Raw genomic sequence first — 23,818 nt, 5'->3', positions numbered from 1 at the left:
AGTCATTGGCAGAATTTCGGCGTGGGTGCTGGCTACTAGACCAGCCCCTGCTCTTTCAAGCGCCTGTACAAAGTACGTTCACTAATCCCCATGTCCTTGGCCAGCTCACTGCGGGTACCTTTGAACGTAGCCAGTGCCTGCACCAACGAGCTGCCGTCGAGCGGAGTTGAAGTAGAGGCTTGGGCAGATGCCACCACGGATGCCTGGGGCAAATTTATGGAACGGATCACACCATCGTCAGCGAACAGACTGGCTCTCTCCAGAACATTGCGTAATTCACGAATATTGCCGGGCCAGGAAAACCCCTGCAATTGTGTCAGAGCATCCGCATCTATCGTAAGTCGGCGCTTGCCTGAACCGGCACGTTGCAGAAATGAATTCACAAGCAAACCAATGTCCTCAACCCGGTTGCGCAAGGGAGGTAACTGAATTGGGAAGGTGCTGATGCGGTAGTACAGGTCCTGCCTGAACTCACCCTTCTCCATCATTTTTTCCAATGGTTTATGGGTCGCAGCAATTAACCTGAAGTTAGCGTGAAGGGTCTCTACACTCCCAACACGGCGATAGGTGCCCGATTCGATCAGGCGCAACAGTTTCACCTGCATGGCCAGCGGAACATCTCCAATCTCATCAAGAAACAACGTGCCGCCTTGGGCCGTCTCGACCAAACCAGGCTTGCGCGCAGAGGCGCCGGTGAATGCTCCTTTTTCATGACCGAACAGTTCGCTCTCAAACAACGTTTCGGTCAATCCTGAGCAATCCACGACTACAAATGGTCCAGTGGCCCGCTCGCTGGTTTCATGTACCGCGCGAGCGAACAACTCTTTGCCCGTACCGGACTCGCCTAACAGCAGTACTGGCAGCATTGATGGTGCGACCCGCTGCAACTCAGACAGGGCGAGGTTAAAAGCGGGTGAACAGCCCACCAGCCCTTCGTTGCTGGGTCGCGCTGACGCGCTGCGGACCAGTGTGAGACGCTCCACATAGGCGGTAATAACACCTCGTTCATCTAAAATCGGGCGCAATTCAACATCGACATGCTCTGGCCCCCGAGGTGTGTGGTGAATGTGTAAAACACGATCGGGCCCGCGCATTTCCTGCGCTTTTTTCATCGGACAACTCTCTCCTGCCTGATCACAAGGGACATCGTAATGGTGTGAGATTTGATAACACTTATGACCGATAAAGGGTTTGTCAACGCTACCAAACTGCCGCTGATAGGCGGTGTTGGCAGCCAGGATGTTGTAGTCCGGATCAAGCACGATCATCGGCTGTGGTTCGTGCTCAAGGAACGAAACAAGTGACCGGACCTGATCCGGGTGCGGGAGAGAGTTGTTAGCGGGGGGGATGATGGTCTTCATGATAGCTCCTGAGGATCTATCAATCCTGTTATGACACTGCCACTCCTGTCAACTTTCACTGCCAATGGCAGTTCTCTTAGGTCTGCGCATGAAAATCACTGCAGCCAGTAAAAAATTAAATCCAATAAAAACAATTGGTTAAGTATATTTCCTCGCTGCTTTTATACTTGGCAGGTTTATTGCTTTTTCAGTCGCTAGTGTGAGCGGCTCGGTACAGCCCCCTAAGGAGACAGGTCATGAGCGTAAAACTTCACGTCGAAGGATTCTTCGATTCTGCTACCAATACCGTCAGCTATCTCGTGCTGGATCAAGCGACCAACCACTGCGCTTTGATTGACAGCGTTCTTGATTACGACCCGAAGTCTGGTCACACCGCCACAACTTCTGCGGACAAGTTGATTGCGAGGGTGAACGAACTCAAAGCGAGGGTCGACTGGATTCTCGAGACCCACGTACATGCAGACCACCTGACGGCAGCGCCATACCTGAAGGAAAAACTCGGTGGGAAAATAGGGATAGGCAGCCAGATTTCAACGGTGCAAGAGGTATTTGGCACGCTTTTCAATACAGGTGGTGATATGGCACGCGATGGAAGCCAGTTCGATCACCTGTTCGTTCATGACGAGCCGTTTGCCATTGGCACACTGCAATGCCAAGCGCTTCATACACCAGGTCATACACCCGCCTGTATGACTTATGTGATAAGTGATGGGACCGAAACGAGCGCATTCGTTGGCGATACCTTGTTTATGCCGGACTACGGCACTGCGCGCTGTGACTTTCCCGGCGGCGATGCGCATACGTTGTTCAAGTCAATCAACAAGGTGCTGAGTCTACCTGTCAACACCTTGCTTTATATGTGTCACGACTACCAGCCTGGTGGCCGCGAAGTGCAGTTCGTCAGTACGGTTGCAGACCAACGCGCGCGCAACGTTCATGTGCGCAATGGCATCAGTGAGGAGGAGTTCGTTGCGATGCGAATTAAGCGTGACGCGTCGATGGGCATGCCGACACTGATCCTTCCATCTGTTCAGGTCAACATGCGTGCCGGGCACTTGCCTGAGCCCGAATCGAACGGGACGCGCTATCTGAAAATCCCACTCGACGTAGCCTGACGCTGCCCTCCCCAAAAACTCATTAGAAAAATACCCATAATGGAGACCCTTATGGAGATTCGCCGCCTTGCACCTGGACTGTCGGTATCAGATCAGATTTTTTCCAACCAATTGGCAGAAATAAAAGACGCCGGTTTTCGCGCGATTGTCTGTAACCGTCCCGATGGCGAAGGCGGCGATCAACCCTTGTTTGCCGAAATCAAACGTGAGGCCCAAGCGGTCGGTATTGAAGCGCACTACCTCCCTGCTGAATCAGGCAAAGTGACTGACGAACAAGTCATTGCATTCGGCAAACTACTTGAAACGCTTCCAAAGCCGGTGTTGGCGTATTGCCGTTCAGGCATGCGTTCGACAACGATGTGGGCACTGTCACAAGCGGGCCAGCAATCCCTGCCACAGATCGTCGAGACGTCAAAAAAAGCCGGCTTCGATATGAAAGGCGTCATTCGCCGGATTGCGAATCAGGGACGCACGCCGGTTGAAGTGGCGGAGGCGCAGCATACCGTAGTCATCATCGGTGGCGGTGCGGCGGGGATCGCGACTGCATCGAGCTTGCTCGCGCGCGAACCTGGACTCGACATTGCCATAATCGACCCGGCAGATGTGCATTACTATCAGCCAGGCTGGACACTGGTCGGCTGCGGTGTCTTCGATGCACCCCAAACTGCCCATACGATGGGCACGACCATCCCCCGAGGAGTGCACTGGATCAAGTCGGCGGTCGCCGCTTTTGAACCTGAGAGAAATGCCGTCATTCTTGATGGATGCAGAGTCGTCAAATACGAACAACTGATCGTGTGCCCTGGCCTCAAGCTCAATTGGCATGCCATCGAGGGTTTGTCTGACACCTTGGGCCGCAACGGCGTGACTTCAAACTACCTGTACCACCTTGCCCCTTATACGTGGGAAATGGTGCAGCAATTGCGTGGTGGCCGGGCGATTTTCACGCAACCGCCCATGCCGATCAAATGTGCCGGGGCGCCGCAAAAAGCAATGTATCTATCTGCCGATCATTGGAAACGTACCGGTGTATTGGACAAGGTCGAGATCGAGTTTTGCAGCGCCGGCGCGGTGCTGTTCGGAGTTGCCGACTATGTGCCGGCACTGATGGAATACATCAAGGCCTATGGTATTGACCTGAATTTCGGCAACACACTCACTAGCGTGAATGGGCCCGCTCGAACTGCAACGTTCAACTGCGTCAACCCGGATGGCAGCGCCCATCTTGTGACGCGCGACTTCGATATGCTTCATGTGGTGCCTCCGCAGATCGCGCCGGATTTCATTCGGGTCAGCCCTCTCGCTGACTCGGCTGGCTGGATTGATGTCGACCCTGCCACTTTGCGCCATAAAGCCTGGGTAAATATTCACGCACTGGGAGACGCTGCCAACTCCAGCAACGCAAAAACCGCGGCAGCAGCACGCATGCAGGCGCCAGTCGTTGCTCATAATGTTTTGGCCTCAATGGGTAAAGCAAAAGGCAGCGCCCATTACAACGGTTATGGCTCCTGCCCGCTGACGGTTGAGCGCGGCAAGATCGTACTGGCTGAGTTCACTTATGGCGGCAAAGTCGCCCCCAGCTTTCCATCTTGGCTGATTGACGGTACCCGTCCATCGAGGTTGGCATGGCTGCTCAAGGAGCGGATTCTTCCACCTCTATATTGGAAAGGAATGCTCAAGGGGCATGAATGGATGGCGAAACCTGAGTTGGCTGACATATGAAATTAGAACTAAAAGCAAGGAGGATCAGATGATTGTTGTCTTACTGCTTGGACTTACCGTTGGAGTCATTCTGGCTCTGACCGGCGCCGGAGGAGGAATACTGGCTGTTCCATTACTGGTGTTTGGAGTTGGATTGAGCATGGCCGAGGCAGGGCCGATTGGTTTACTGGCTGTCGGTTTAGCCGCGACCTTGGGTGCCGCGATGGGACTCAAAAACGGCACCGTTCGCTATAAAGCCGCGCTGTTAATTGCAGGCGCTGGGATCGTCTGTTCTCCCCTTGGCCTTTGGCTGGCGCAGCGCACACCTAATCGCCCGTTGACGATCATGTTTGCCTTCGTGCTGATGTACGTTGCGTTTCGGGTCTATCAACGATCGCTCGCCCCCTCCACGGAGTTAAAGGGCAACGTCACATCTAAACCACCACCTTGTCTATTGGACGTCAACCGAGGAAAGCTTAACTGGACTGGCCCTTGCGCGTGGGCACTAACACTTTCCGGCATAGTCGCAGGAGCGCTTTCTGGCTTGCTAGGGGTGGGTGGTGGTTTTGTAATGGTACCGGCGCTCCAGCGATATACCAATTTGACAGCGCAGTCAGTGCTTGCAACGTCTCTTGCCGTTATTGCGTTAGTTTCAATTTCCGGAGTTGCTGCAAGCTCTGCAACAGGGCACCTGCAGTGGGCGATTGCCCTACCGTTCTCGCTTGGAGCATTGGTTGGAATGATTTGTGGGCGCTTGGTCGCTGCCCGGTTAGCGGGTCCACATTTACAAAAAGGATTTGCCGCTGTTTCGGTGATTGTTGCACTGGCTTTGCTTGTAAAAAGTATTTAAAAACTCGAGCTTACAAAAGCATACGGTTTCACTACCTCTTTAGCACAAAATCGAACGCTGATGCCTCCAAGAGACTTCGATGCTAGTAAAGATGCCCTATCCAACTGTAAATGGTAGCGATGCCGCTGAGGGCGGCGTTACAGGCGCTTGTTAGAAACCTAAAAAAACAGTTGCAAGAAATACATATTATGATAAGGTAAATCTTAGCATCTGGGCCGTAGCAAGTTACTAACTGACTAGAGATGACAACATGAAAGTCCTTCTTGCTTTGCTAGTTTCAATATCTATTCTCTCGGGTTGCACTTTTTTGGAGCGTGCCCAGTTAAAAAGGGAGGCAGATCCTGCTGCCTATGACGCAATTGATCCTAATAAACATTATTTTTCAAAGGATCAATCAATTAATTATCAAGGTTCTTAATTATTAAGTTCTGATATAAAAATAACTGATCGAGAATGCGTCGAAAAAACAAATGTAATAGAAGAGGTGCATCAACATTTTATGCTTGAGATAAATATTGCCCACCTACGAGAAAATGCTGATGCTGCAAGCCAATTTCTGAAAGCCTTGGCCAATTCGGATCGTTTGCTGCTGCTATGTCAGTTGTCCCAAGGCGAGCGCAATGTTAGCGATCTGGAGTTATTGTTGGGGATAAGGCAGCCAACGCTTTCTCAACAACTAGCAGTCCTTCGCCGCGAGGGGTTAGTGGAAACCAGACGTGACGGCAAGCAAGTATTCTATCGCATCGGTAGCCCCGTAGCATTGGCAGTCATACAAACGCTGTATCAACAGTTTTGCGCAGGAGAGGCTGAATGAATGTCGACTGGCTCAACTTCTCTCCCTGGTCATCCCTTGCAGGCGGTGCATTGATTGGCTTGGCGGTCAGTCTATTCGTCGTCGCCAACGGGCGTATCGCAGGCATCAGCGGTCTTATCGGCAGTCTTTTACAACGTGGGAACGAGGGGGGGAGTGAGAAAGCACTTTTTCTCCTGGGCCTACTAATCGCGCCGCTTCTATGGAGCTTGTTCGCCACGCTGCCGCAGATTGAGTTCCAAAGTGGCTGGTTCGGATTGATCGTCGCCGGTGTATTGGTGGGCATCGGCACACGATACGGTTCTGGTTGCACCAGTGGCCACGGGGTGTGCGGCATATCTCGCCTTTCGCCGCGATCAATGGCCGCCACTGTGTGCTTTATGTCCACTGGTTTCGCCACAGTGTTTGTCTTGCGTCATCTTCTGAGGGGGTGGACATGATCAAACTGAGTGCATTCATTGCTGGTCTGCTGTTCGGCTTAGGTCTGCTTCTGGCGGGCATGGCCAACCCGAGCAAAGTACTCGCTTTCTTGGATTTAACTGGTGCTTGGGATCCTTCCTTGGCATTGGTCATAATCGGGGCCATTGGCATCGCCGTTGTCCCGTTAACCTGGGCGCGACAACAATCCAGTTCGCTGCTGGGAAGGCCAATGCAGCTACCGATCAAACGTGAGTTGGACCCGCGCTTGATTGGCGGGAGCCTATTGTTCGGCATCGGCTGGGGAATAGCGGGCATCTGTCCTGGCCCCGCAGTGGCAATTTTGTTGACGGGACATTGGCAAGTGATCGTATTCATGTTGGCCATGCTGGCCGGCATGTTGTTGTTTACTGCGCTGGAGACCCGGCGCAGCCATTGATCGGGAGATCGCCATGAAAGCGAATATTGGAACTATTGACCGTAGCCTGCGCATTGTCGCCGGTCTTCTTCTCATTGGCCTCAGTCTATCCGGTGTGATCGGCGTGTGGGGTTGGATTGGCTTAGTGCCGCTGGTCACCGGCATTTTCCGTTTCTGCCCTGTCTATACATTGCTTGGCATCAAAACCTGTAACCGTTGCTGAGCGACCACCGTTGCACACTGGCGGGCGCCTGAAGGTGCCCGTGGTGGTTTAGATAAGCATTGCTGATCACGGTTCCTTGCCAAAGCCCGTTGGTAGATCAGCACTCCACTTCGTATATCGAAAAGAGAATTCCATCATGAAACCCCATGTAGAAGCTTTTTTTGACCCTGCTACCTATACCTACAGCTATGTTGTCAGTGATCCGAATACAGGTCACTGCGCCGTTATCGACTCAGTGCTGGATTACGATCCCGCATCGGGTCGCACGTCTTGCAAAAGCGCGGAACGTCTAATTGCCTACGTGCGGGAGCAAGCCCTTACGGTGGAGTGGTTACTGGAAACCCATGTACATGCCGATCATCTTTCCGCAGCGCAGTATCTAAAGCGCGAGTTGGGCGGCCAACTGGCCATCGGCGAGCAGATCACCGTGGTTCAGAATACTTTTGGTAAGTTGTTCAACGTTGGCAGCGAGTTTGCCACTGATGGTCGTCAATTCGACCGGCTGCTGAAAGACGGTGAGCGCTTTTTGGTCGGAGGGATCGAAGCGCACGCCATCCACACACCAGGACATACACCGGCCTGCATGACCTATCTAATCGGTGATGCCGGTTTTGTCGGCGATACGCTGTTCATGCCTGATTACGGCACTGCCCGATGCGATTTTCCCGGCGGCGATGCGCGAAAACTCTTCCAGTCCATTCAAAAGTTGTTCGAGTTGCCCGACGATACCCGTTTGTTTATGTGCCACGACTACAAGGCACCGGGTCGAGATGACTACCGCAATGAAACCACCATTGCCGAGCAAAGAGCCCATAACGTTCATGTGCATGAGGGCACTGGCGAAGCAGATTTCGTTGCTATGCGCCAAGCACGGGACGCTACGTTGTGCATGCCGACACTTATCCTGCCATCCGTGCAAGTGAACATGCGAGCAGGTAATTTGCCTCCAGCTGAAGGCAATGGCACTTGCTACCTGAAAATTCCACTTAACGTTCTCTGAGTTGCTGTCGTTCATTGATTCACTTAAATAATTGGCATGCACCAATGCCGTCGCCACCTGACAAGGGCAGATGCACGTTTCAGATCGTGCTCCAACACCGCCGCCAAGGCCATGTTTGTTAACCCCAACAGTTCGATCGATAAAAGTATGAGGAGATTGATATGCGGATGGTAACGATTTTTCTGAGCGGAGCATTGAGTGTTGGAGCCTATGCTGACGATCTCGAAAAGATGACTGCTGAAGGGGCAATTCTTATTCCCCCCTTCCAGCAGCATCTTATGGACACCGTGAAATCAGCTATGCAGACAGGTGGACCAGTCAAAGCCGTTGAGGCTTGCCAGTTGCTCGCACCGCAAATTGCTGATCAGCACAGTCAAACACCGTGGGTTGTGGGTCGCACAGCATTAAAGGTTCGAAATCCGGGTAACGTACCAGATGCTTGGGAAAAGCAGGTGCTTGAGCAATTTGTTAAGCGCGCTGCGGCGGGTGAAGCATTATCTGGTTTAGCGCATTCGGAAATCGTAAAGGGTGAATTCCGTATGATGAAGGCTATCCCCACAGGTGAAGCGTGCTTAGGATGCCATGGCAAGGAGATAAAACCGGAACTGACTGCTGTAATAGATCGACGCTACCCGCAGGATAAAGCCCGCGGCTTTGCTCTAGGAGAGCTGCGCGGTGCGTTTACTCTGCGCCGAGTCATAGTGCCAGCAAATGATTAACTCAGAATCACAAAAAAACGTATATATACCGATTGTGTGTGAGTGGCATTTCTGCGTAACCTACAACATCCGATCCTTGAACCGGATACTAGAGCAGTTCAATTTTCATTAGATCACTAGATCTGGCACCTAAGTAATAAAAAAACCTCTACCGTCTATGTGTCTTACTTAATAAATTCAGTCGCTGAGCAGATTTGCTACTTGGCTGGAACCAAATCAACAATCGTTTAAGCAAGGATAATTTAATGTCTGACCTGAACGATGCACAAGTGTTTTTTACCGCTGCGAGGACCTTGCTGGCCTGGAACCGAACTAGTCTTTCGCTTATGGCATTGGGTTTCGTGATTGAGTCATCCTGATTAATTTTTCAGTTGCTAAAACTAGGTGCGTTGGCCAGCCCAGAGAGACATTTTTCCTTCTGGATCGGACCGACTTTTCTCATGCTGGGATCCTGGGTTGCATGCTAGTCATCCTGGCAGTACAAACGCGTGGTTAAATATCAAAAGGTACTTGAAATCTCAGAAGGGTACAGCATCAACTCTGGCCCTACACAGAATGTGCTCACCGCCGCCCTAGGCGGCCTTACTCATGGTCTACCTTGCCATCATATGAGCAAAGCCTAGCCTCACTGTTTTGTGGGAGACCTATGCCAGTGAGGCGTATTCCGGCTCGAAATCACACCACCTGACTCAGGCCTTCACCTCTCCCGAGTCACCCTTCACATCAAAAAATTACAAATGATTCACCGGCGACCTTTTCGCCCCATCACAGCCAGAGGCAAGCGGGCGAGTGATGAATGTTTTGGATGAGATGAATGCCAAAGGGGGGGCGAGTACTTTGCGGACTGCCAGCGTCCATGTATCACCTGAATGGGGAATGAGGAGAGAGCTTAACAGCCCCAGTTATACAACCAGGTTGGATGAGCTTCGGACTGTTGGATCGGGCTCATCTTGATCACGCTAGTTTTCGTCGCCACAAAATTCGCGTATTTGCCATGGACACCACGTGATCCATTTCTGTGAAAAATGCGTGTGGTCTATGGACATCGGATACCTAATTTAAACCCTCACAAATATTCATCAAAATCGATGTCCATGGGTTGACATCTTTCCTTTACATCGACGAAAGTTGGTTGGACTGCTCGGGCATGAAGGTGGATTTGGAAGTGCTTGGGCGTGAGATTCAACTGGCAGTTAAAAAGCAGACTGGCATTGGGGTTGGTGTTGGCTTTGGACCTACAAAAACCCTCGCAAAGGCAGCGAATTTCAGTGCAAAGAAATGGCGCAAGGAAACGGGCGGTGTTGTAGTTCTGATGGATGAAATCCGTAGAGACAAGCTCCTTCATTGGATGCCAGTCGATGAGATTTGGGGGATTGGCAGGAAGCTGTCAAAGCGACTGGAAATCATGGGTATCAAGAAGGCTATCGACCTTGCCCGTTATGATAAGAAATCGCTTCGAAAACTATTCAATGTAAACGTCGAGAAGACCTCGATGGAGCTTGAAGGCGTGTCGTGTTACGCGCTTTCTGAAGGCGCTGAGCCAAAGCAAACCATAGCGAGTACACGTTCGTTTGGTCAGAGGATTACGTCCATTGATGGGCTTCGTGAAGCGGTAGCGACGTATGCCACAAGAGCGTGTGCAAAGCTGCGAAGTGAAGGCCAATTGGCTGCGTGCCTTCAAGTCTTTATCCAAACAAGCCGATTCGATGACAAGCCTTATAGCAGGGCGGTTATCTGTGGCTTGGTCGCTCCCAGTAATGACACAAGGGAATTTGTAGCGCTCGCGCTTGAAGGTCTGAGTAAGATTTACGCGCCGGGTTATCGCTATTCCAAGGCAGGGATTGTTTTGAGCCAGTTCGTGACGGGTGAAGGCTACCAACCCGACATGTTCGCCCCGGTGCCTAGGAGGAATTCTGAGGTGTTGATGAAGGTCGTGGACGGTATCAATGCCCGGTATGGTCGAGGAAGCATCAGGTTAGCGATAGAGCCACCCATTGCCCATTGGGCAATGAAAAGGGATTATCTGTCAGATAGTTTTTGCACAGATTGGAGTCAGCTCAAGCGTGTGAAAATGAGCTGAGAAATTTGAAGAAAATGCTTTGTAAGATTTAGGGGTTTTTGAACCAGTCGAACTGGTTATTATGAGAATATCTCGAACCTCAACAAGCATTAGGAAGGCGCTTAGAGTTTCGAAACAAAATAGTATACTGAAACAGTTTAATAAATTGATATTTTAGCGAAATTTTAAACTTAAAAGGATGTTTGATTTGAGCCTTTATTCAAACCTAAAAACTGCCAGAACCGAAGAAGATGTAAAGGATGCTTACATTAAGGCGCTGGGGTTGAAAAGTTACACAAAAGGGTTGATTGACATTCAAACCAAAGAAATGTGGTTTGAGGCTAAGGACACTGGAAAAAATTCGTGTTACGCAATGTTTACCCAACTATTGCACTATGTTCAAGTTGCTGTTGATAAAGGTGAGACAGTCCCTCCATTCCTTGCCGTAATAGATACAGAAAAGGCTGCGCTTATGAAGCTCAGCGACGTATTGCCTTTTTTGAAAAAGAAAACGGTTAAGTGGGGGAAATCTGCAAGCCAATATACACAAGAAGCCTTAGATGAAATTTCTGCGCATATCGGTACTCATTTCGTAGCATTCAAAATATCTACACACGAAGAAGAATTCATAAGTACGGCAAAGGAAGCAATTAAGTCTGGCGATATTATTCGAATACAGATAACCCCGGATAACCTAAAACAGGTATTTGATAAATGGGTTGTGATGATTGGAGAAGAATTGTCAGGCGTTAAAGCTGAGGATTATGCTCTGCTATTTTTTGCCGACATAATGCACGATGGAACAATTTCTACACATGCGAATCTCACAGCCGAGCTGCTTCACAAAAATGGTGCCCCAATATTTAGCCTTGCTGGTAAGTATTACGATTTAGGTAATCAGGATGGTTACAGAGAATTTTGGGCGATATATCACAAGCCTCCAAAATCTGAGTACAGGGATTATCTTCTAGAGCGTCGAGACAGTCTCATTCCAATTAATGAGCGGAGTTTCAAAGGGGCATTTTATACGCCGCTTCATGTGGTAGATAAAGCATATGGCAAACTGTCTGAATCTTTAGGCAAAAACTGGCAAAAAGATTATGTTGTTTGGGATATGTGCTGCGGCGTCGGTAATTTGGAAGTCAAGCATAGTAACCATCGCAATATTTTCATGTCTACTCTGGACCAAGCAGATATTGACGTGATGAGAGCCACTAAGACCTGTGCGGCTGCAATTAAATTTCAGTATGACTACCTCAATGACGATATAACTGATTCAGGTGACATTGATTATAGTCTGACAAGCAAAGTTCCACCTCAATTGCAAAAAGCAATTAGCGAAGGAAAGAAGTTGCTAGTTCTCATCAATCCTCCCTATGGAGAAACTGGTGCTGGGGTTGGGCAGGGAAACAAAAACAAAATTGGTGTTGAAAAAACACGAATAAATGCTTCTATGACTACTGAAGGGTACGCTAGTAAAGAATTATTTGTTCAATTTCTTACTCGGATATCAAAAGAGCTTCCGAATGCTACTTTGGCAATGTTCAGTACTTTGAAGTATGTCAATGCACCAAATTTTGAGAAGTTCAGGAATAATTGGAACGCTGAATATTTAGGTGGCTTCGTTGTTCATAGTAAAGCCTTTGATGGTATCAATGGGGATTTTCCAATTGGTTTTTTGGTTTGGAAGACAAACCAAAATGCAGCTCAGAAAACGCCAATTGTAGAGCTTGATGTTGATGTTCTTGATAAAAAAGGCAATCAGGTAGGCGCGAAGAAATATTACAATCTCCCTAATAACCTTCATCTGAACGTATGGATTAAAAAGCCAAAAACTAACAAAAATCCTGCGTTACCATTATCAAATGCGGTTACTGTTTCAAAAAACCCACGTAAAAAGACTTCATGCGACGAAATGGTGGGATATCTATATGCTAGCAACAATGATTTACAGCATGCGGCTATTGAAACCTGCATAACATCCTCGATATATACAGGAGGCAATGGTGGTGGATTGTATATTGTCGAAAATAATCTTTTGCAGGTTGCAATTGTGTTTGCAATGCGAAGAATAGTTAAACCTACATGGTTAAATGATAGAGACCAGTTTTTGCAACCAGCCGAATTTTTGACGGATGAGTTTAAGTACGATTGTTTAATTTGGATGCTCTTCAATGGATATAATTTAACCGCCGGAGCTGACGATATTGATTGGGATGGTGTTAAGTGGTCACTAGTAAATCATTTTATTCCATTTACAGAGCTGGAAGTCGGTGCCCCAGACCGTTTTGAATCAGACTTCATGGTTCAATTTCTTGATGGAAAAACACTATCTAGTGAGGCAGTTGCAGTTTTGGATTGTGGTCGAGAAATTTGGAAAAGTTATTTTTCCTATGTGGATATTCGAGCAGTTCGTGAAGCGTACAAGTTGAACAGACCCGACGTAGGCTGGTATCAAATACGCAAAGCCTTACGTGAGCGAGCAAAAAGCAGTCATAACGTGCCTGTTAGCTTTGCGTCATTTGAAAACTCTTATAAAGAGCTGAGCGAAAAATTGCGTATGAACGTTTATGAGCTAGGTTTTCTGCGAAAATAATTTTTACGCCGGATATATATTAGACGGCTTGAATTTAATTATTGATGCAATCTTGCGAAAAGGTTGCATTGATATTTAACTTTTTATGTTGAATTTTTTATCAGGAATCAGTATCGATGGCAAATGGTATAATAGTAACATTACTACCAACATGACGAATGAAATTCATCCAACCCTTTATCCTTATTCTTCTCCTTTCCCTTTGCGCAAATACTGCTTTTGCTGCTGATAAAGCAGATTGTTATCGCATTGACTCACAAGAAAAGGTCAGTGTTTGCGCAAACGAAATCCTACAAGACGCTCCTTTTATCGGGCCTATGCTCGATGCTTTAAAGACAAAATACTCAACATATTTTGCCTCTGCGATTGCAAATACATTGCTTTCTAATGATGATAAAGACGTAATCAATTTAACTTACGACGAAGGCAAAGAAAACACGCTAACAAAATACAGAGATGTTTTCGGCAAGGCGCTTCAATTTTTCTTCTTGTTTGTCGGTACAGCATATTGCTGCATGGCAATCTACAAAACACAATTTACCGGCGAATTTCTTGGTACAAAGCAGCATGACTTTGTTTATTTAGCCTTTAAGTTTGTGGTCGTGTACTACCTCTTGGGGCTGGGTGGGCTATTCGATTTAGTGGCTGGGGCTGTTCTAGCTTCTGTTTTGCTTGCAACATCGTTCATAGTGTGGGCAACAATAAATATCGTTCCATATTTAGAAGTGGATAAAGGAAGCAATACAACACGCGCTGAGGCATTAGCTCGGGATAATGTTGACTCAATAATTCAAGTCATGATTCAGAATGAAGCTGCGAATATTTTGTTCCAGAGCAAAATGCTTAACAAAAATAATTTCAGTTCGGTAGTGAACGGGAAAAGGGTTTATACAGAGTCTGTTTATTCCAAATGTATGGAGCAAGACGCTGAGCCAAACCGCTTTCTCGCTACGCTGCTGTTGAGCGGCGAAACACGCAAATCTCAGAAATGTCTCAAAGAGGGTCTTGGATTTAAGGAGTTTTCGTTGGGCAGTGTGAGCTATTCAGGGCAAGACGAGAGCACAAGACAAGCACTGATACAAATGACTGACATGGCCCATTTTGTTGCGTATGACACGATTAAGTACATGTGTGACACAGCCTTAAACGTCGATGACAGAAGGGCTAAGTGGTCAGAGAATGCGACGGGGAATCCAAGGGCTTACAACGAGTGTCTGAACCGTTCGGTGAGTGGCGGTGTAGGTGTGGGTGAAGGTGGTGCGATTGAGTTCTACCCGACGAATAGTGGCGTCTCAAAAGCATCCATTCAGGCTCAGATTGAAGAAATGAGGAAGATTTTTATTGGTGCTGCTACGAGCTATGTAGACAACCATTCCAAGGAAGCAATCAATTTGGCGCAGAAGCCTTTGACGAATATGATGAGCTTCATACTCGACATGGCTACTGTCAGCAAAGTAGCTGGGAATTTAGAGGATGGGTATTCAAAAGAATTCACTACAAGCATCAGTGTAGAAAGCAGCCCCCTCATGAACGCTTCTGGCTCAATGGCTGGATTAACCCAAGAACTCGACAAAACAGAAATCAACAAGGTTTGGGACGAAACGAAGGTAATTCGTATATTTGACATTGACAGAACGATTAGAGTGTTAACTCAACAAAGTGACAGCTTGCTGAGTGAGAAAAAGCTACAAGATGGCGTTGAGTACGTAGCTAATAAAGTCATGGGCAATCTGTACAGCACATCGGGATATACATTTGAAGATTGTACAAAGGCAGTGAACACCTGTGTTGCACCTGTATTGAATCAATCTGCTGCGCTTTTCCAAAACGGAATGAAAACCCTTAAATTTTATTGGGGAACATTCTTTTTAGCAAAAATTGGCCAAAAATCATTTGAGAGTCAAGATTCTGCAAAAAGCAAGGCAATTGCTCGAGTATTGGGAGGTTTTTCATTCATAACAGGATTAGCCATTGCTGCGTGCGCTGCGCTTCTTGTGTTAGGCGGTGTAGTGACTCCAATGGTCTTTTTGATGAGGTATGCGTCAATAATCTCATCTGTAACAGCGACACTGCTTATATTTACACACAAGCTTTTGGCATTGCTGTCGCCATTTCCGTCTAATTTGGACCACGAAAAATCACATGTAACGCTGTTAGATTTGATTTTGGTGGTTGTTTGGAAGGTTCTTGAACAGTCCGTTATTCTTATTCTTTTTGTGATTTCTATCGGAATACACAGTATCGTATTAGTAATAGTAGGGTTTTGTGTTCATGCGATATTATTGCCAATGTTCTCAAATAATTCACCATTAGAGACTTTGATTGCTCTTATTTTGTCGGCGTTAGTGTTTCAATCGGTTTGTGTTTACGTTCAAATAAAAATAGCAACAACACTTATGGGTTTGATGGATTCGTTAGAGAAGATGTTCAAGGTTCAAACATTTATTAATGCAGCTCAAGAAGCCGCTGCAGGATATGAGAAAGTGGCAGGTAAATTCAGAGATATGAATAGAAAAGTTTTCAGTTAATTTGCTGGGCGATGAATGGGTCTTGTTTGTTTGTCGCTCTAGAGTTATAAATGAATTAATAAATGGTATAATTGCATTAAAAGGGATTGCAAGAGGATTAAATAATGAATAACCAATTGAAAGCGTCAACACGAAGGTTTGAAGATTTAACAATATATGGTGTGTATTACGGCATAGCGTGCCTTGCATTGTTCTTCTTGAAATTCCTGCTGTTTGAAGGGATTTTGACCGGACCAAATGGCATACACGCAGACATGACAAAAATCATGCTGTTCCCTCCCTTGTGTGCAATTCTTGTCTCAATGCTTGTCAGATTTTTTAAGTATGTCGATAAAGGCATGAGCGTTGGTGACATTGGGAGAACAAACAGAGAAGCGAAAATCCATTCTTACATGGATAAATTCAAATACCTGATGGCGTTCGTGTTTTTGATTGCGACATATCAAACAGCCAAAATGAACTTTTTCGGAGTGGATATTTACAGTTTTGCACCAGAGATTAAGTTTTGGTTTAACGACTCGTACAGCATAAATGCTTATAATTCAGCAAGAAGGACATTCATGGGTAGAGATTTAGATGCTTATTTCACTGTTCTGTACTCATTTGCAGCAGCGTATTTTGTTGTTGGTGCAGTGGGCTATTACGCTATGAAGGTACATGCTGATTTAATCCACAAAGCCTTCTACTACAAATCCATTCGACAAGCACATTAATTCTAGCCACTTTAAGCAGTGGCTTTTTTTTGCCTACGATTTGAGAAAGCCAATCCCGCTGAAGCGGGGGAAGGGGTGTTAGTGAGGTTTGGATTCAGCGAGTTTCTTTATCGTGTCTCGACAGATAGAAGTGCAGAAAAAATCAAGGTAAAGATTAATCAGTGGTTTGTTTTGATTTGGTTTAACTACTGGTACAGGGTTCGGTTGTGCGTTTTTCATGATTAAGTAATTTGGTTATATCGAGAATTATACCATTCCGCATTCTCTGAATTTCCACTTAACGAAATATTGTCATATCTTTTTCTTACGTGCGTCTTATGTACGTCTGACGTTAATCACACCTATACAAACATTATAGTATTCAACAAAAAAGCCCCGTAGGGCTTGATTATGCTGCTTTCGATAATCCAAAATAATTGAACAGGTCGAACAAGTCATAGTCAATGTATTCAGCATTTTGGTCATCACCTTCATACAACAATTTACTGATAACGATTCTTTTGTTGTGAAGAATGCTAGTCAAGAAATCATCAATCGAATTCTCAATGACAAGGTTAACCACGTTCACAGAGTCCTTCTGACCAATCCTGTGGCATCTATCTTCGCACTGAGTCATCTTCGCTGGTGTCCAATCCATCTCAAATTAAAAATTAAATCAAGTTCTTAGTGGCAATTATTTTCAAATATATTACGTTATTCTGATTTGTTTCTTACTTGTTTCTGATTAAGTTAATACCTACGTCTTACGTAAATGAGGGTATTTATGGCGCGCTGTGGTGAATTCTGCTGAGTAATCCCCCGTTGAAATCTCTGAAATTCAACACAGAGCGTCTGATTTATAGGTGCGATGAGGTAAGAAATAGGTCTGACGGAGGTAGGACATTGGCGCTCATTGACATGAAATGCCTGTATTTACTGGGTTTGACGTTCGTCAGACGTAGGTGCGATTTAGGTGTGAAGGTTGTCAAACCTAAACATCAGGCACAAATAAAGCCCTTCAAGGGCTGCTTTGATTCTCGGGGGTTTAAACGAGAAGGGTGCATAACTCTGAGAATTTGCTTTGTGCGTTTTCTTTTGTTACTTCTTGCTCGTTGAAAATCCCTATATCCAATCTGAATGCGATGGATTCCGCAAGGTCGTACTTGCTGTAATTTGAAGACTTGCCTGTTACTTCGTTTTTCAAAATGACCACTGTGTCATTTACGTCTTGTACTGAAATATTGTTAAAAGGCTTTATGTCGTTTTTGAAATTGCCTAAGTCATTTAAGAATTGGTTCGCGATTTTAGAATTATTATTTATCATTTTATAGCTCCGGTTTTTGGTTATTTAGAAAGATTTTCTCTTCCTATACACAAATTATACCATTATGAAAACTGCCAATTTGCAGTTAAGCAATTTATTTCTGACTTATTTCTTATTTAAGTGAGAGTTAATTATGACGTAGGTGAGACGAACGTCAGACGTAACGTTTACAAGGGTTTCGTTAGTCTTATGTACGTCAGACGTGCATAGGACGTTCAAAATGGTGGCAATAAAAAGCCCCGTTTAAGGGGCTGGGGGTTTGTATCTGTTGCTTTAAGTTCTTGCCAATTCCTTGTCAGCAAGGTTCTTGAAAATCCTGTCCTCGTAATCCATGCGGTCTTCCAAATCGATGAATATCTTTTTGAGGTCAGGGTTATCCAAAGCCAACAAACGTAGACGGTTGAGGATTTCAATGTCTGCTCCAAGGGCTGCAAAGAGTGAGGTTTCGTAGCGGTCAGTGTCGAAAATATCGGCTATCAGCTCTACTGAGCGCGCTGCATGGCTTGTGTAGGAAAGAGTCTTCCTCACGTTCTTGTTGCCACGCTTAACAGCGTTGAGGTCGATGAGAGCCGCCTCTGCCTTGGTTCTGATAACAGCAGGGGCCAGATTCACAACCACGGCTTCTGGCTGGATTTCTTGTGGTTGTGGGTTCTCTGCTCTTTTTGCTTCTGCGCGTGCTTTAACTGCTTTTATATCGAATGTCATAATAATTCTCCTGTTTTAGTTTGTGATTGTGATTGTTTGGTTTTCAGAAGCCTCAACAGCTTCTGGTTCTTCGTCGAATGCAGAAAGGATTGCATCGACTACTAGGTTGAATTCAGTCTGAGCAAGCTTTGCTGAATCGGTTGTAGCGTTGTAGATTGATTGACCTTTGTTGAACTGATTCGGGTAAACCGAGCGGAAAACCAACGGGGCATTTAGCGGCATTTGATGCTCGCCAAAAACCTCTCCGAATTGCTTTATGTCTGCCATCATCTGACTGTTACGGTCGATTTCTTTCAGGGCTTTACGCTCTGCATTACGTGCGAGCCTTGCAGCCGTAGTGGATGTATCAGTGAGCGTGAGGTTTGCGCTGACTTCTTTCGCATTTGCCTTGATGCGTGCTGGTTCGAACGCTAGAAGTGAACGTACTTTTGTGTTGAATTTTCCGCCAAGACTTACAGCGTCGTACTTCAAATCTTCGATGATGCTGGATACAGTTACAGCAGTTACAGCGTTTTGGTTATCACCTTTATAAGGAGTGATAACGAGGTTACTGAAACTGATTAAGCGCTTGATTTCTTTGATTGGGTTATTTTTCGAGTCAAGAACCTTGGCTGGAACGTCAACAATGATGTAGTCGAAATTAGCGTATTCACGCTTGATAACGTCGAACTGAGCGTCTAATTCGTGAAGACTGCGTGCAATCACAACAGGACGGTTTTCGATAGCAAACTCGTCATATTCGATTTGGTCTAGCAATGCCTGAGAAACTGCGCGGCCTTTTTCTTGAAGAGCATTTACCTTCGCTTTGTTTTTAGCGATACGATTTTCTGTTTCTTCTTTGTGCTGCTCGAAAAACATCTGGATTGTCGGTACGCCATCTGTGTCTACGATTAAAACGCGCATTCCTTGAAAAACTAAAGCATGAGTGAGATTCGCTATGGCTGTGGATTTGCAAATGCTTTTGTGGCTAATCCAAGCAAGAATTTTTGCAGCTTGCAACGCTGGTATTAGTGGTTTTGTTTCGAAATTTACTGATTGATTCATTGTGATTTCTCTATTAATAATTTGGTTATGTTTAAAGTTATATCATTTATTTTTCTAAATTCTTACGTTAGTGAGAAAAAAGTTAAAAATAAATCAGAAATATTTATTACCTACGTCTTATTCACGTCCTAATTACGTCTGACGTGCGTAAGAACTGAAACGGATCATGGATTAATTCAGCCCTTTAGTAAAAGAATAGATCTGTGATTTTTAGACTGAAGGGATATCAAAACCTTTTGATTTTGATTTTTTGGATATCAGAAAAGGATTTTATCTTTAGTCAATAAAAAAGCACCATTAGGTGCCTGTTTAAGGTTTGAGAGTTTTTCGCTTAGGTTTTGCATCAGAATCAATCGATGGGTAGGCTTGAAGAAGCTTGTTTGAAAGCCCTCGCTCTGCTAATGCTAAATAGTTGTTGTCGTACCCATTCGAAACGCCATTCGCCTGCGCCTGCTTGTTAGCTTCGTGAACGATTCTGCTGAATTTCTTCATTTCATCGTAGAAAAGAGGCGCTTCATTTCTGATGGCGACAGCAATCTGCAAAGCGTTTAGGTGTGCTTGTGCATATTGGTCTTTACCTTTTTCTGTCTTTTCAAAGATTGAGTGTGAGTAGCCTTCTGAGAAATATTCTTTCTGCAAAGCCGGGGCTTTCATTGCGTCGATGACTGAATCAGCGTTGACTGACTTCATGGACTGAATAAAGGAGCGAGGGAAAATGCACGAATCACTATCGTTTGGATTGATTGAAGCGCGTAATGCATTATTGATGTGCTGAATTTCTTGCTGCTGATTTTTCATGTGAATAAAGGTTGTTTTTATAATAATAGCATTTACTGATTGCGTGGCTTCCTAGCTAGAGCTATTTTGATGGCTCATTGAAATCATTGAGTAAGCCACATGAAACGGATTTTGAGCGGTTTGGTGCTGATTGGCTGTGCTATGGGCGCTATGAGTGCGGGTGCTGATGAACGCTTCAAATTTGAGGCTTATCCGGCCTCTGCCGTGTCTACCAAGGCAGTGAGTAAGATTGACTGGAAGTCGAACCCTGACCTTGCAGGTTACTGGAAGTCCAAAGAGGCTGTTGAGCGTGTCGTGGGCCAGAAAGCTAACTTTGCTGGGCACTTCGTCGTCACTTCGTTTGGCTGTGGCACTGGCTGCCAATCTACGGCATTTATCGATGTGAATAACGGCAAGGTATACAAGGCTCCGATGCAGTTCCCTACCGACAAAACTGAACTGCCGAAAGTCAGCGGCGGGAAAGCTCATCAGGCTTCGAGCAACATGATTTTTATGTCCAGTCTCGACTATAAAGGCACTGACATGGTTCAGAGCGATGGGGTTGTTGTCTTCGATGAGAAGTCGAACAAATTTCAGACTGTGGCGAAATCCAAGCCATACAAGCTCGAAATGGAATGATTTGATGGTGGTGTGGCTTCTGTGAGGTGCAATGCCTTGTAGAAGCCACTCCGCTGCGCGGGAAGGGTAGTGCGTGTGAGGTGATGAGCCGTCGCTTGTTAAAAAGCGGATAAAATCGTTTTATTAAATAGTTGTTTTGAATTCTTCTGCCAGATTCCCAAATCCATACTGTTCTAAAACGTCAATCTCCGTTTTTATGTTGTAGGTAGCCATCACCTCTTTGTTAACCGCAACTTTCGCTTCAAGCATCTTCGTCTTCTTTTCGAAATTGAAATAAAAGGTTAGCCCATTCGTGGCGAGGAAGTTGATGATTTCTAAGCGTCCATGCTCAGTTTTGAATAGTGATACAAAATCTTCAACGCTCTTAACATTCAGTTTTGCTGACGTGTCAATTGAATTCACTGTCAGAATTTCAAGCTCTTCCTTTGCCTTCGCTACTTCTGTCTCTGCTTTCATAAGCATTTTCAGGATTGCGGCTGGTACTGCTCCATCGGTAATTGACTCTACGGTTTTTTCAAGGTTTTCCAATGTCATTTTCTTACGAGAGAAAATAATCTCTTTCTCAATCTTTTCTTTGTTTAAAGATTTACTTTCATTGTTGCCTTCAAGAAAACGCATGAATTGCTTACCGATTTTTGCATAATTATCCATTTCTTCTGGTGTTTCAATTTTGGTTCCATTCGCTGTTCCTACAGAGAATTCTGATTTTTTTACAGCCTCAAATAGAGCGGGTTTCTTGGAAAGATAATCCCAGAAAAACGTTGAGCCAATCATATGAAGCAATACCGCAACGGCATAATCATAGCGAAAACGATTTCCGCATTTTTCTTCTTGCTCGAAATTACTTCTGCAACTCATATAGAAATAACGCTTGGTTGTACTTCCAAAATGGTTTGCGAAAAACATTGATTCATTGCATATTCCGCACATAGCAGTGTGGCGAAAAATGTTGGTATTGTCTTGGCTGGCACGTCCCGCACGACGATGAACCCTGCGGCTTTGCATTGATTGGCGGGCTTGTTCAAACAATTCGTAACTAATGATTTGAGGGTAATAGTTTTCAATGTATTTATCGAAAACCATTTTTCCTTCTTTTTTTACTTGAGAATACATAAACCCAAGGGGGTATTTAGTTTCAAATATATTTTTGACTCGATTGTTCGTCCAACGAACCATTGAATCTTTATTGATTTCCTTAATCGTGGCTGTAACACCTTGCAGCTTTAGCGACTCGAAAATCTTGGTTAGCTCGGCCACCTGTTCAGGATGTGGCTCAAATCGATTCGTTGATTCGTTATAGCGCACGCCGAAAGGAGGGCGTTTCGCATTGAATGGAACCTGATTTTCGACTGCAGCGTTCTTTGCCTTTGTCCATGCCGACAAACGCCTAACGCTTTTCGTTCTGGATTCTTCGTGTGCGCGCTTCGCAATTACAGACAGAAGAATGTCTTGCGAAAGGTCATCAATGCCGTTCGTATCAGAGGCTTTTTCATAGCGCTGATTGTCGATAGTGGTGACAAGAATGATGCCTTTTTCAAGGATTCCATTCACCAGTTCCTTCGCCTGTAGGAGCCTCTGACGTGACAGGCGGTCGATGGACTCAACGAACACGTAATCTCCCGGACGAATGCGAAGGCTCGCTATCTGGTCAATCAGATCCTTGAGTTTGCCATGCGTGAGGTTCTTGCCGCTGTATGCAGACACGCCATTTTCATAGAAGAAATTTTCGTCAGGTATCTCTACCTTATGATGCTCTGCAAGGGCACGAATAGACTCCTTCTGACGTGTCACAGAGTCCTTGTCATCGCCACCTTGCCGCTTGGTCGAATGGCGGATATAAGCATAGCCTGCGGGGGTTCGGGTCGTCATGACACACCTCTAACGTGAATGTTAGAAATAGTATCATTGTTCAAGACCAACCACATGCCCGTGCGCTTTCTGATTTATGTGGCAATCACGGCGCTGACCCGTTTGCTGATTTCCAACGTATCCCATCACAATCCGCCGGACATGGGCGTGGTGTACCTGACCGGGGCGATCCTGTTGCTGGCGTTTGCCATTCTGGTGGTGCGCTATGCCTCGTCGCAGTTCCCGTCGGTGAAGATCGAGAACCCCCATCGCAAGACCGGCGCCGGCTCAGGTGAGCATCCGGAAGTGGAGAAGGGCGAACTCTAGGTTGTTGGCAGGCATGAAAAAGGCGGGCCCACCGAAGTGGGCCCGCTTTTTTTGTGCGTCCTGGACGCTGAATCAGCTGATTTTATCGAGTTCTTTTTCTTTCTCTAGAAACTCTTCTTCGAGCAAGTCATCAGCGGTCTGCTTTGGCTCTTTTGCCTCAAACCCTTCCGGGGCGAGGGTGGTTGTGCGTTTGCCACGCAGCTTGCCGAACAGGTGTTCCAGAGCGTGCTCCAGCTTCTGGGCGGCACCCTCCACGGCCTGGGTCAGCGAATCAGCGTCGTGGGAAACAAGAATTGGCTGGTGTCCTTTAGGTCGAGCCTCCATTTTGCAGCGTTTGTCCTTGGGACCGGACTTGCCACCATTTTCATCACTGAGATGGACCTCGACCCGGGTCAGATTTTCCAAATGGCGTTCGAGCGTGACTTCAACAGTAGCGGTAACCCAGTCTTGGGTGCGTTTGTCACTGTCGATGTGTTTATCGGAAAAGACGTGAGTAAGCATAGTTCTTCCCTTATATAAGCGTGCTCGTGTGAGGTCTGACGGCCTTGAGTGTACAAAGGTTCATCGTCATCGCTCAGTTACAGTGTTTGGGCCGATGAGCAAATATTTCAAGCACTATTTTCAGGAAGTCTTTCAAGTCGTGACCGGTGTCAGTCTTTGTCTG

At 46.1% G+C, this 23,818-nt stretch carries 25 protein-coding genes; 18 read left to right on the top strand and 7 right to left on the bottom strand.

The window, feature by feature from the left end:
* Nucleotides 1–35: 35 nt before the first annotated feature.
* A complete protein-coding gene (locus tag CJU81_RS12385; RefSeq protein ID WP_095036847.1) occupies nt 36–1,361 on the bottom strand; it encodes a sigma-54 interaction domain-containing protein in 1,326 nt (441 codons plus the stop codon).
* Nucleotides 1,362–1,597: 236 nt separating this feature from the next.
* Here CJU81_RS12385 and CJU81_RS12380 point away from each other — a divergent pair, with 236 nt between their 5' ends.
* From CJU81_RS12380 to CJU81_RS12310, 16 genes are all read left to right on the top strand, one after another.
* Nucleotides 1,598–2,476 (top strand): MBL fold metallo-hydrolase, encoded by an 879-nt coding sequence (locus tag CJU81_RS12380; RefSeq protein WP_095036846.1) that lies wholly within the window; start codon nt 1,598–1,600, stop codon nt 2,474–2,476.
* Between the two features lie 51 nt (nt 2,477–2,527).
* Nucleotides 2,528–4,198 carry a bifunctional protein tyrosine phosphatase family protein/NAD(P)/FAD-dependent oxidoreductase gene (locus tag CJU81_RS12375; RefSeq protein WP_095036845.1) on the top strand — a complete coding sequence of 557 codons (1,671 nt, stop codon included), beginning with the start codon at nt 2,528–2,530 and terminating at the stop codon, nt 4,196–4,198.
* Nucleotides 4,199–4,226: 28 nt separating this feature from the next.
* Nucleotides 4,227–5,027: a sulfite exporter TauE/SafE family protein gene (locus CJU81_RS12370; protein ID WP_095036844.1), complete on the top strand. Its 801-nt coding sequence runs from the start codon at nt 4,227–4,229 to the stop codon at nt 5,025–5,027.
* Nucleotides 5,028–5,277: 250 nt separating this feature from the next.
* Nucleotides 5,278–5,445, top strand: coding sequence for a hypothetical protein (locus tag CJU81_RS24060; RefSeq protein WP_164747898.1), 168 nt, complete (start codon nt 5,278–5,280; stop codon nt 5,443–5,445).
* A gap of 81 nt (nt 5,446–5,526) precedes the next feature.
* Nucleotides 5,527–5,841, top strand: coding sequence for an ArsR/SmtB family transcription factor (locus tag CJU81_RS12365; protein ID WP_095036843.1), 315 nt, complete (start codon nt 5,527–5,529; stop codon nt 5,839–5,841).
* The gene (locus CJU81_RS12360) at nt 5,838–6,278 is read left to right on the top strand and encodes a YeeE/YedE family protein (RefSeq protein WP_095036842.1); all 441 of its coding nucleotides are present in this window, start codon (nt 5,838–5,840) and stop codon (nt 6,276–6,278) included. The genes CJU81_RS12365 and CJU81_RS12360 overlap by 4 nt, the downstream gene beginning before the upstream one ends.
* Nucleotides 6,275–6,694 (top strand): DUF6691 family protein, encoded by a 420-nt coding sequence (locus tag CJU81_RS12355; RefSeq protein ID WP_095036841.1) that lies wholly within the window; start codon nt 6,275–6,277, stop codon nt 6,692–6,694. Before CJU81_RS12360 ends, CJU81_RS12355 begins: the two co-directional genes overlap by 4 nt.
* A 13-nt stretch (nt 6,695–6,707) precedes the next feature.
* A complete protein-coding gene (locus tag CJU81_RS12350) occupies nt 6,708–6,896 on the top strand; it encodes a YgaP family membrane protein (RefSeq protein ID WP_095036840.1) in 189 nt (62 codons plus the stop codon).
* Between the two features lie 136 nt (nt 6,897–7,032).
* Nucleotides 7,033–7,896: an MBL fold metallo-hydrolase gene (locus tag CJU81_RS12345; protein ID WP_095036839.1), complete on the top strand. Its 864-nt coding sequence runs from the start codon at nt 7,033–7,035 to the stop codon at nt 7,894–7,896.
* 230 nt (nt 7,897–8,126) lie between these two features.
* Nucleotides 8,127–8,615 carry a Tll0287-like domain-containing protein gene (locus CJU81_RS12340; RefSeq protein ID WP_418948443.1) on the top strand — a complete coding sequence of 163 codons (489 nt, stop codon included), beginning with the start codon at nt 8,127–8,129 and terminating at the stop codon, nt 8,613–8,615.
* Nucleotides 8,616–8,860: 245 nt separating this feature from the next.
* Entirely contained in the window at nt 8,861–8,974 is a 114-nt protein-coding gene (locus tag CJU81_RS24245) for a DUF202 domain-containing protein (protein WP_254432815.1), read from the top strand.
* Nucleotides 8,975–9,407: 433 nt separating this feature from the next.
* Complete coding sequence (locus tag CJU81_RS12330; RefSeq protein ID WP_095036837.1) at nt 9,408–9,569, top strand: DUF4113 domain-containing protein; 162 nt, start codon at nt 9,408–9,410, stop codon at nt 9,567–9,569.
* A gap of 145 nt (nt 9,570–9,714) precedes the next feature.
* A complete protein-coding gene (locus CJU81_RS12325; RefSeq protein WP_369679445.1) occupies nt 9,715–10,695 on the top strand; it encodes a DinB/UmuC family translesion DNA polymerase in 981 nt (326 codons plus the stop codon).
* A 178-nt stretch (nt 10,696–10,873) separates the two neighbouring features.
* A complete protein-coding gene (locus CJU81_RS12320) occupies nt 10,874–13,270 on the top strand; it encodes a hypothetical protein (RefSeq protein ID WP_254924869.1) in 2,397 nt (798 codons plus the stop codon).
* A gap of 158 nt (nt 13,271–13,428) precedes the next feature.
* Nucleotides 13,429–15,798, top strand: coding sequence for a hypothetical protein (locus CJU81_RS12315; protein ID WP_095036835.1), 2,370 nt, complete (start codon nt 13,429–13,431; stop codon nt 15,796–15,798).
* A 104-nt stretch (nt 15,799–15,902) separates the two neighbouring features.
* A complete protein-coding gene (locus CJU81_RS12310) occupies nt 15,903–16,511 on the top strand; it encodes a hypothetical protein (RefSeq protein ID WP_095036834.1) in 609 nt (202 codons plus the stop codon).
* A gap of 1,024 nt (nt 16,512–17,535) precedes the next feature.
* On the opposite strand, the gene CJU81_RS12300 is transcribed toward CJU81_RS12310, so the two are convergent.
* The 4 genes from CJU81_RS12300 to CJU81_RS12285 all read right to left on the bottom strand — a co-directional run bounded on the left by CJU81_RS12300 (nt 17,536) and on the right by CJU81_RS12285 (nt 20,361).
* Nucleotides 17,536–17,814: a hypothetical protein gene (locus CJU81_RS12300; protein ID WP_095036832.1), complete on the bottom strand. Its 279-nt coding sequence runs from the start codon at nt 17,812–17,814 to the stop codon at nt 17,536–17,538.
* 273 nt (nt 17,815–18,087) lie between these two features.
* Nucleotides 18,088–18,519, bottom strand: coding sequence for a hypothetical protein (locus CJU81_RS12295; RefSeq protein WP_095036831.1), 432 nt, complete (start codon nt 18,517–18,519; stop codon nt 18,088–18,090).
* A 15-nt stretch (nt 18,520–18,534) separates the two neighbouring features.
* The gene (locus CJU81_RS12290) at nt 18,535–19,563 is read right to left on the bottom strand and encodes an AAA family ATPase (RefSeq protein ID WP_095036830.1); all 1,029 of its coding nucleotides are present in this window, start codon (nt 19,561–19,563) and stop codon (nt 18,535–18,537) included.
* 309 nt (nt 19,564–19,872) lie between these two features.
* Nucleotides 19,873–20,361, bottom strand: coding sequence for a hypothetical protein (locus CJU81_RS12285; protein WP_095036829.1), 489 nt, complete (start codon nt 20,359–20,361; stop codon nt 19,873–19,875).
* Nucleotides 20,362–20,460: 99 nt separating this feature from the next.
* Here CJU81_RS12285 and CJU81_RS12280 point away from each other — a divergent pair, with 99 nt between their 5' ends.
* Complete coding sequence (locus CJU81_RS12280) at nt 20,461–20,979, top strand: hypothetical protein (protein ID WP_095036828.1); 519 nt, start codon at nt 20,461–20,463, stop codon at nt 20,977–20,979.
* Nucleotides 20,980–21,102: 123 nt separating this feature from the next.
* Here CJU81_RS12280 and CJU81_RS12275 read toward each other — a convergent pair whose 3' ends face one another.
* Complete coding sequence (locus tag CJU81_RS12275; RefSeq protein WP_095036827.1) at nt 21,103–22,848, bottom strand: recombinase family protein; 1,746 nt, start codon at nt 22,846–22,848, stop codon at nt 21,103–21,105.
* A gap of 18 nt (nt 22,849–22,866) precedes the next feature.
* Here CJU81_RS12275 and CJU81_RS12270 point away from each other — a divergent pair, with 18 nt between their 5' ends.
* The gene (locus tag CJU81_RS12270; RefSeq protein WP_095036826.1) at nt 22,867–23,154 is read left to right on the top strand and encodes a phosphate-starvation-inducible protein PsiE; all 288 of its coding nucleotides are present in this window, start codon (nt 22,867–22,869) and stop codon (nt 23,152–23,154) included.
* A gap of 72 nt (nt 23,155–23,226) precedes the next feature.
* Here the strand turns inward: CJU81_RS12270 and CJU81_RS12265 are convergent, their stop codons facing one another.
* Complete coding sequence (locus CJU81_RS12265) at nt 23,227–23,655, bottom strand: HPF/RaiA family ribosome-associated protein (RefSeq protein WP_095036825.1); 429 nt, start codon at nt 23,653–23,655, stop codon at nt 23,227–23,229.
* Nucleotides 23,656–23,818 lie beyond the last annotated feature (163 nt).

The organism is Pseudomonas fragi, from assembly GCF_002269505.1.
GTDB classification, from domain to species: Bacteria; Pseudomonadota; Gammaproteobacteria; order Pseudomonadales; family Pseudomonadaceae; genus Aquipseudomonas; species Aquipseudomonas fragi_D.
This window is presented reverse-complemented; position numbering and strand designations above follow the sequence as displayed.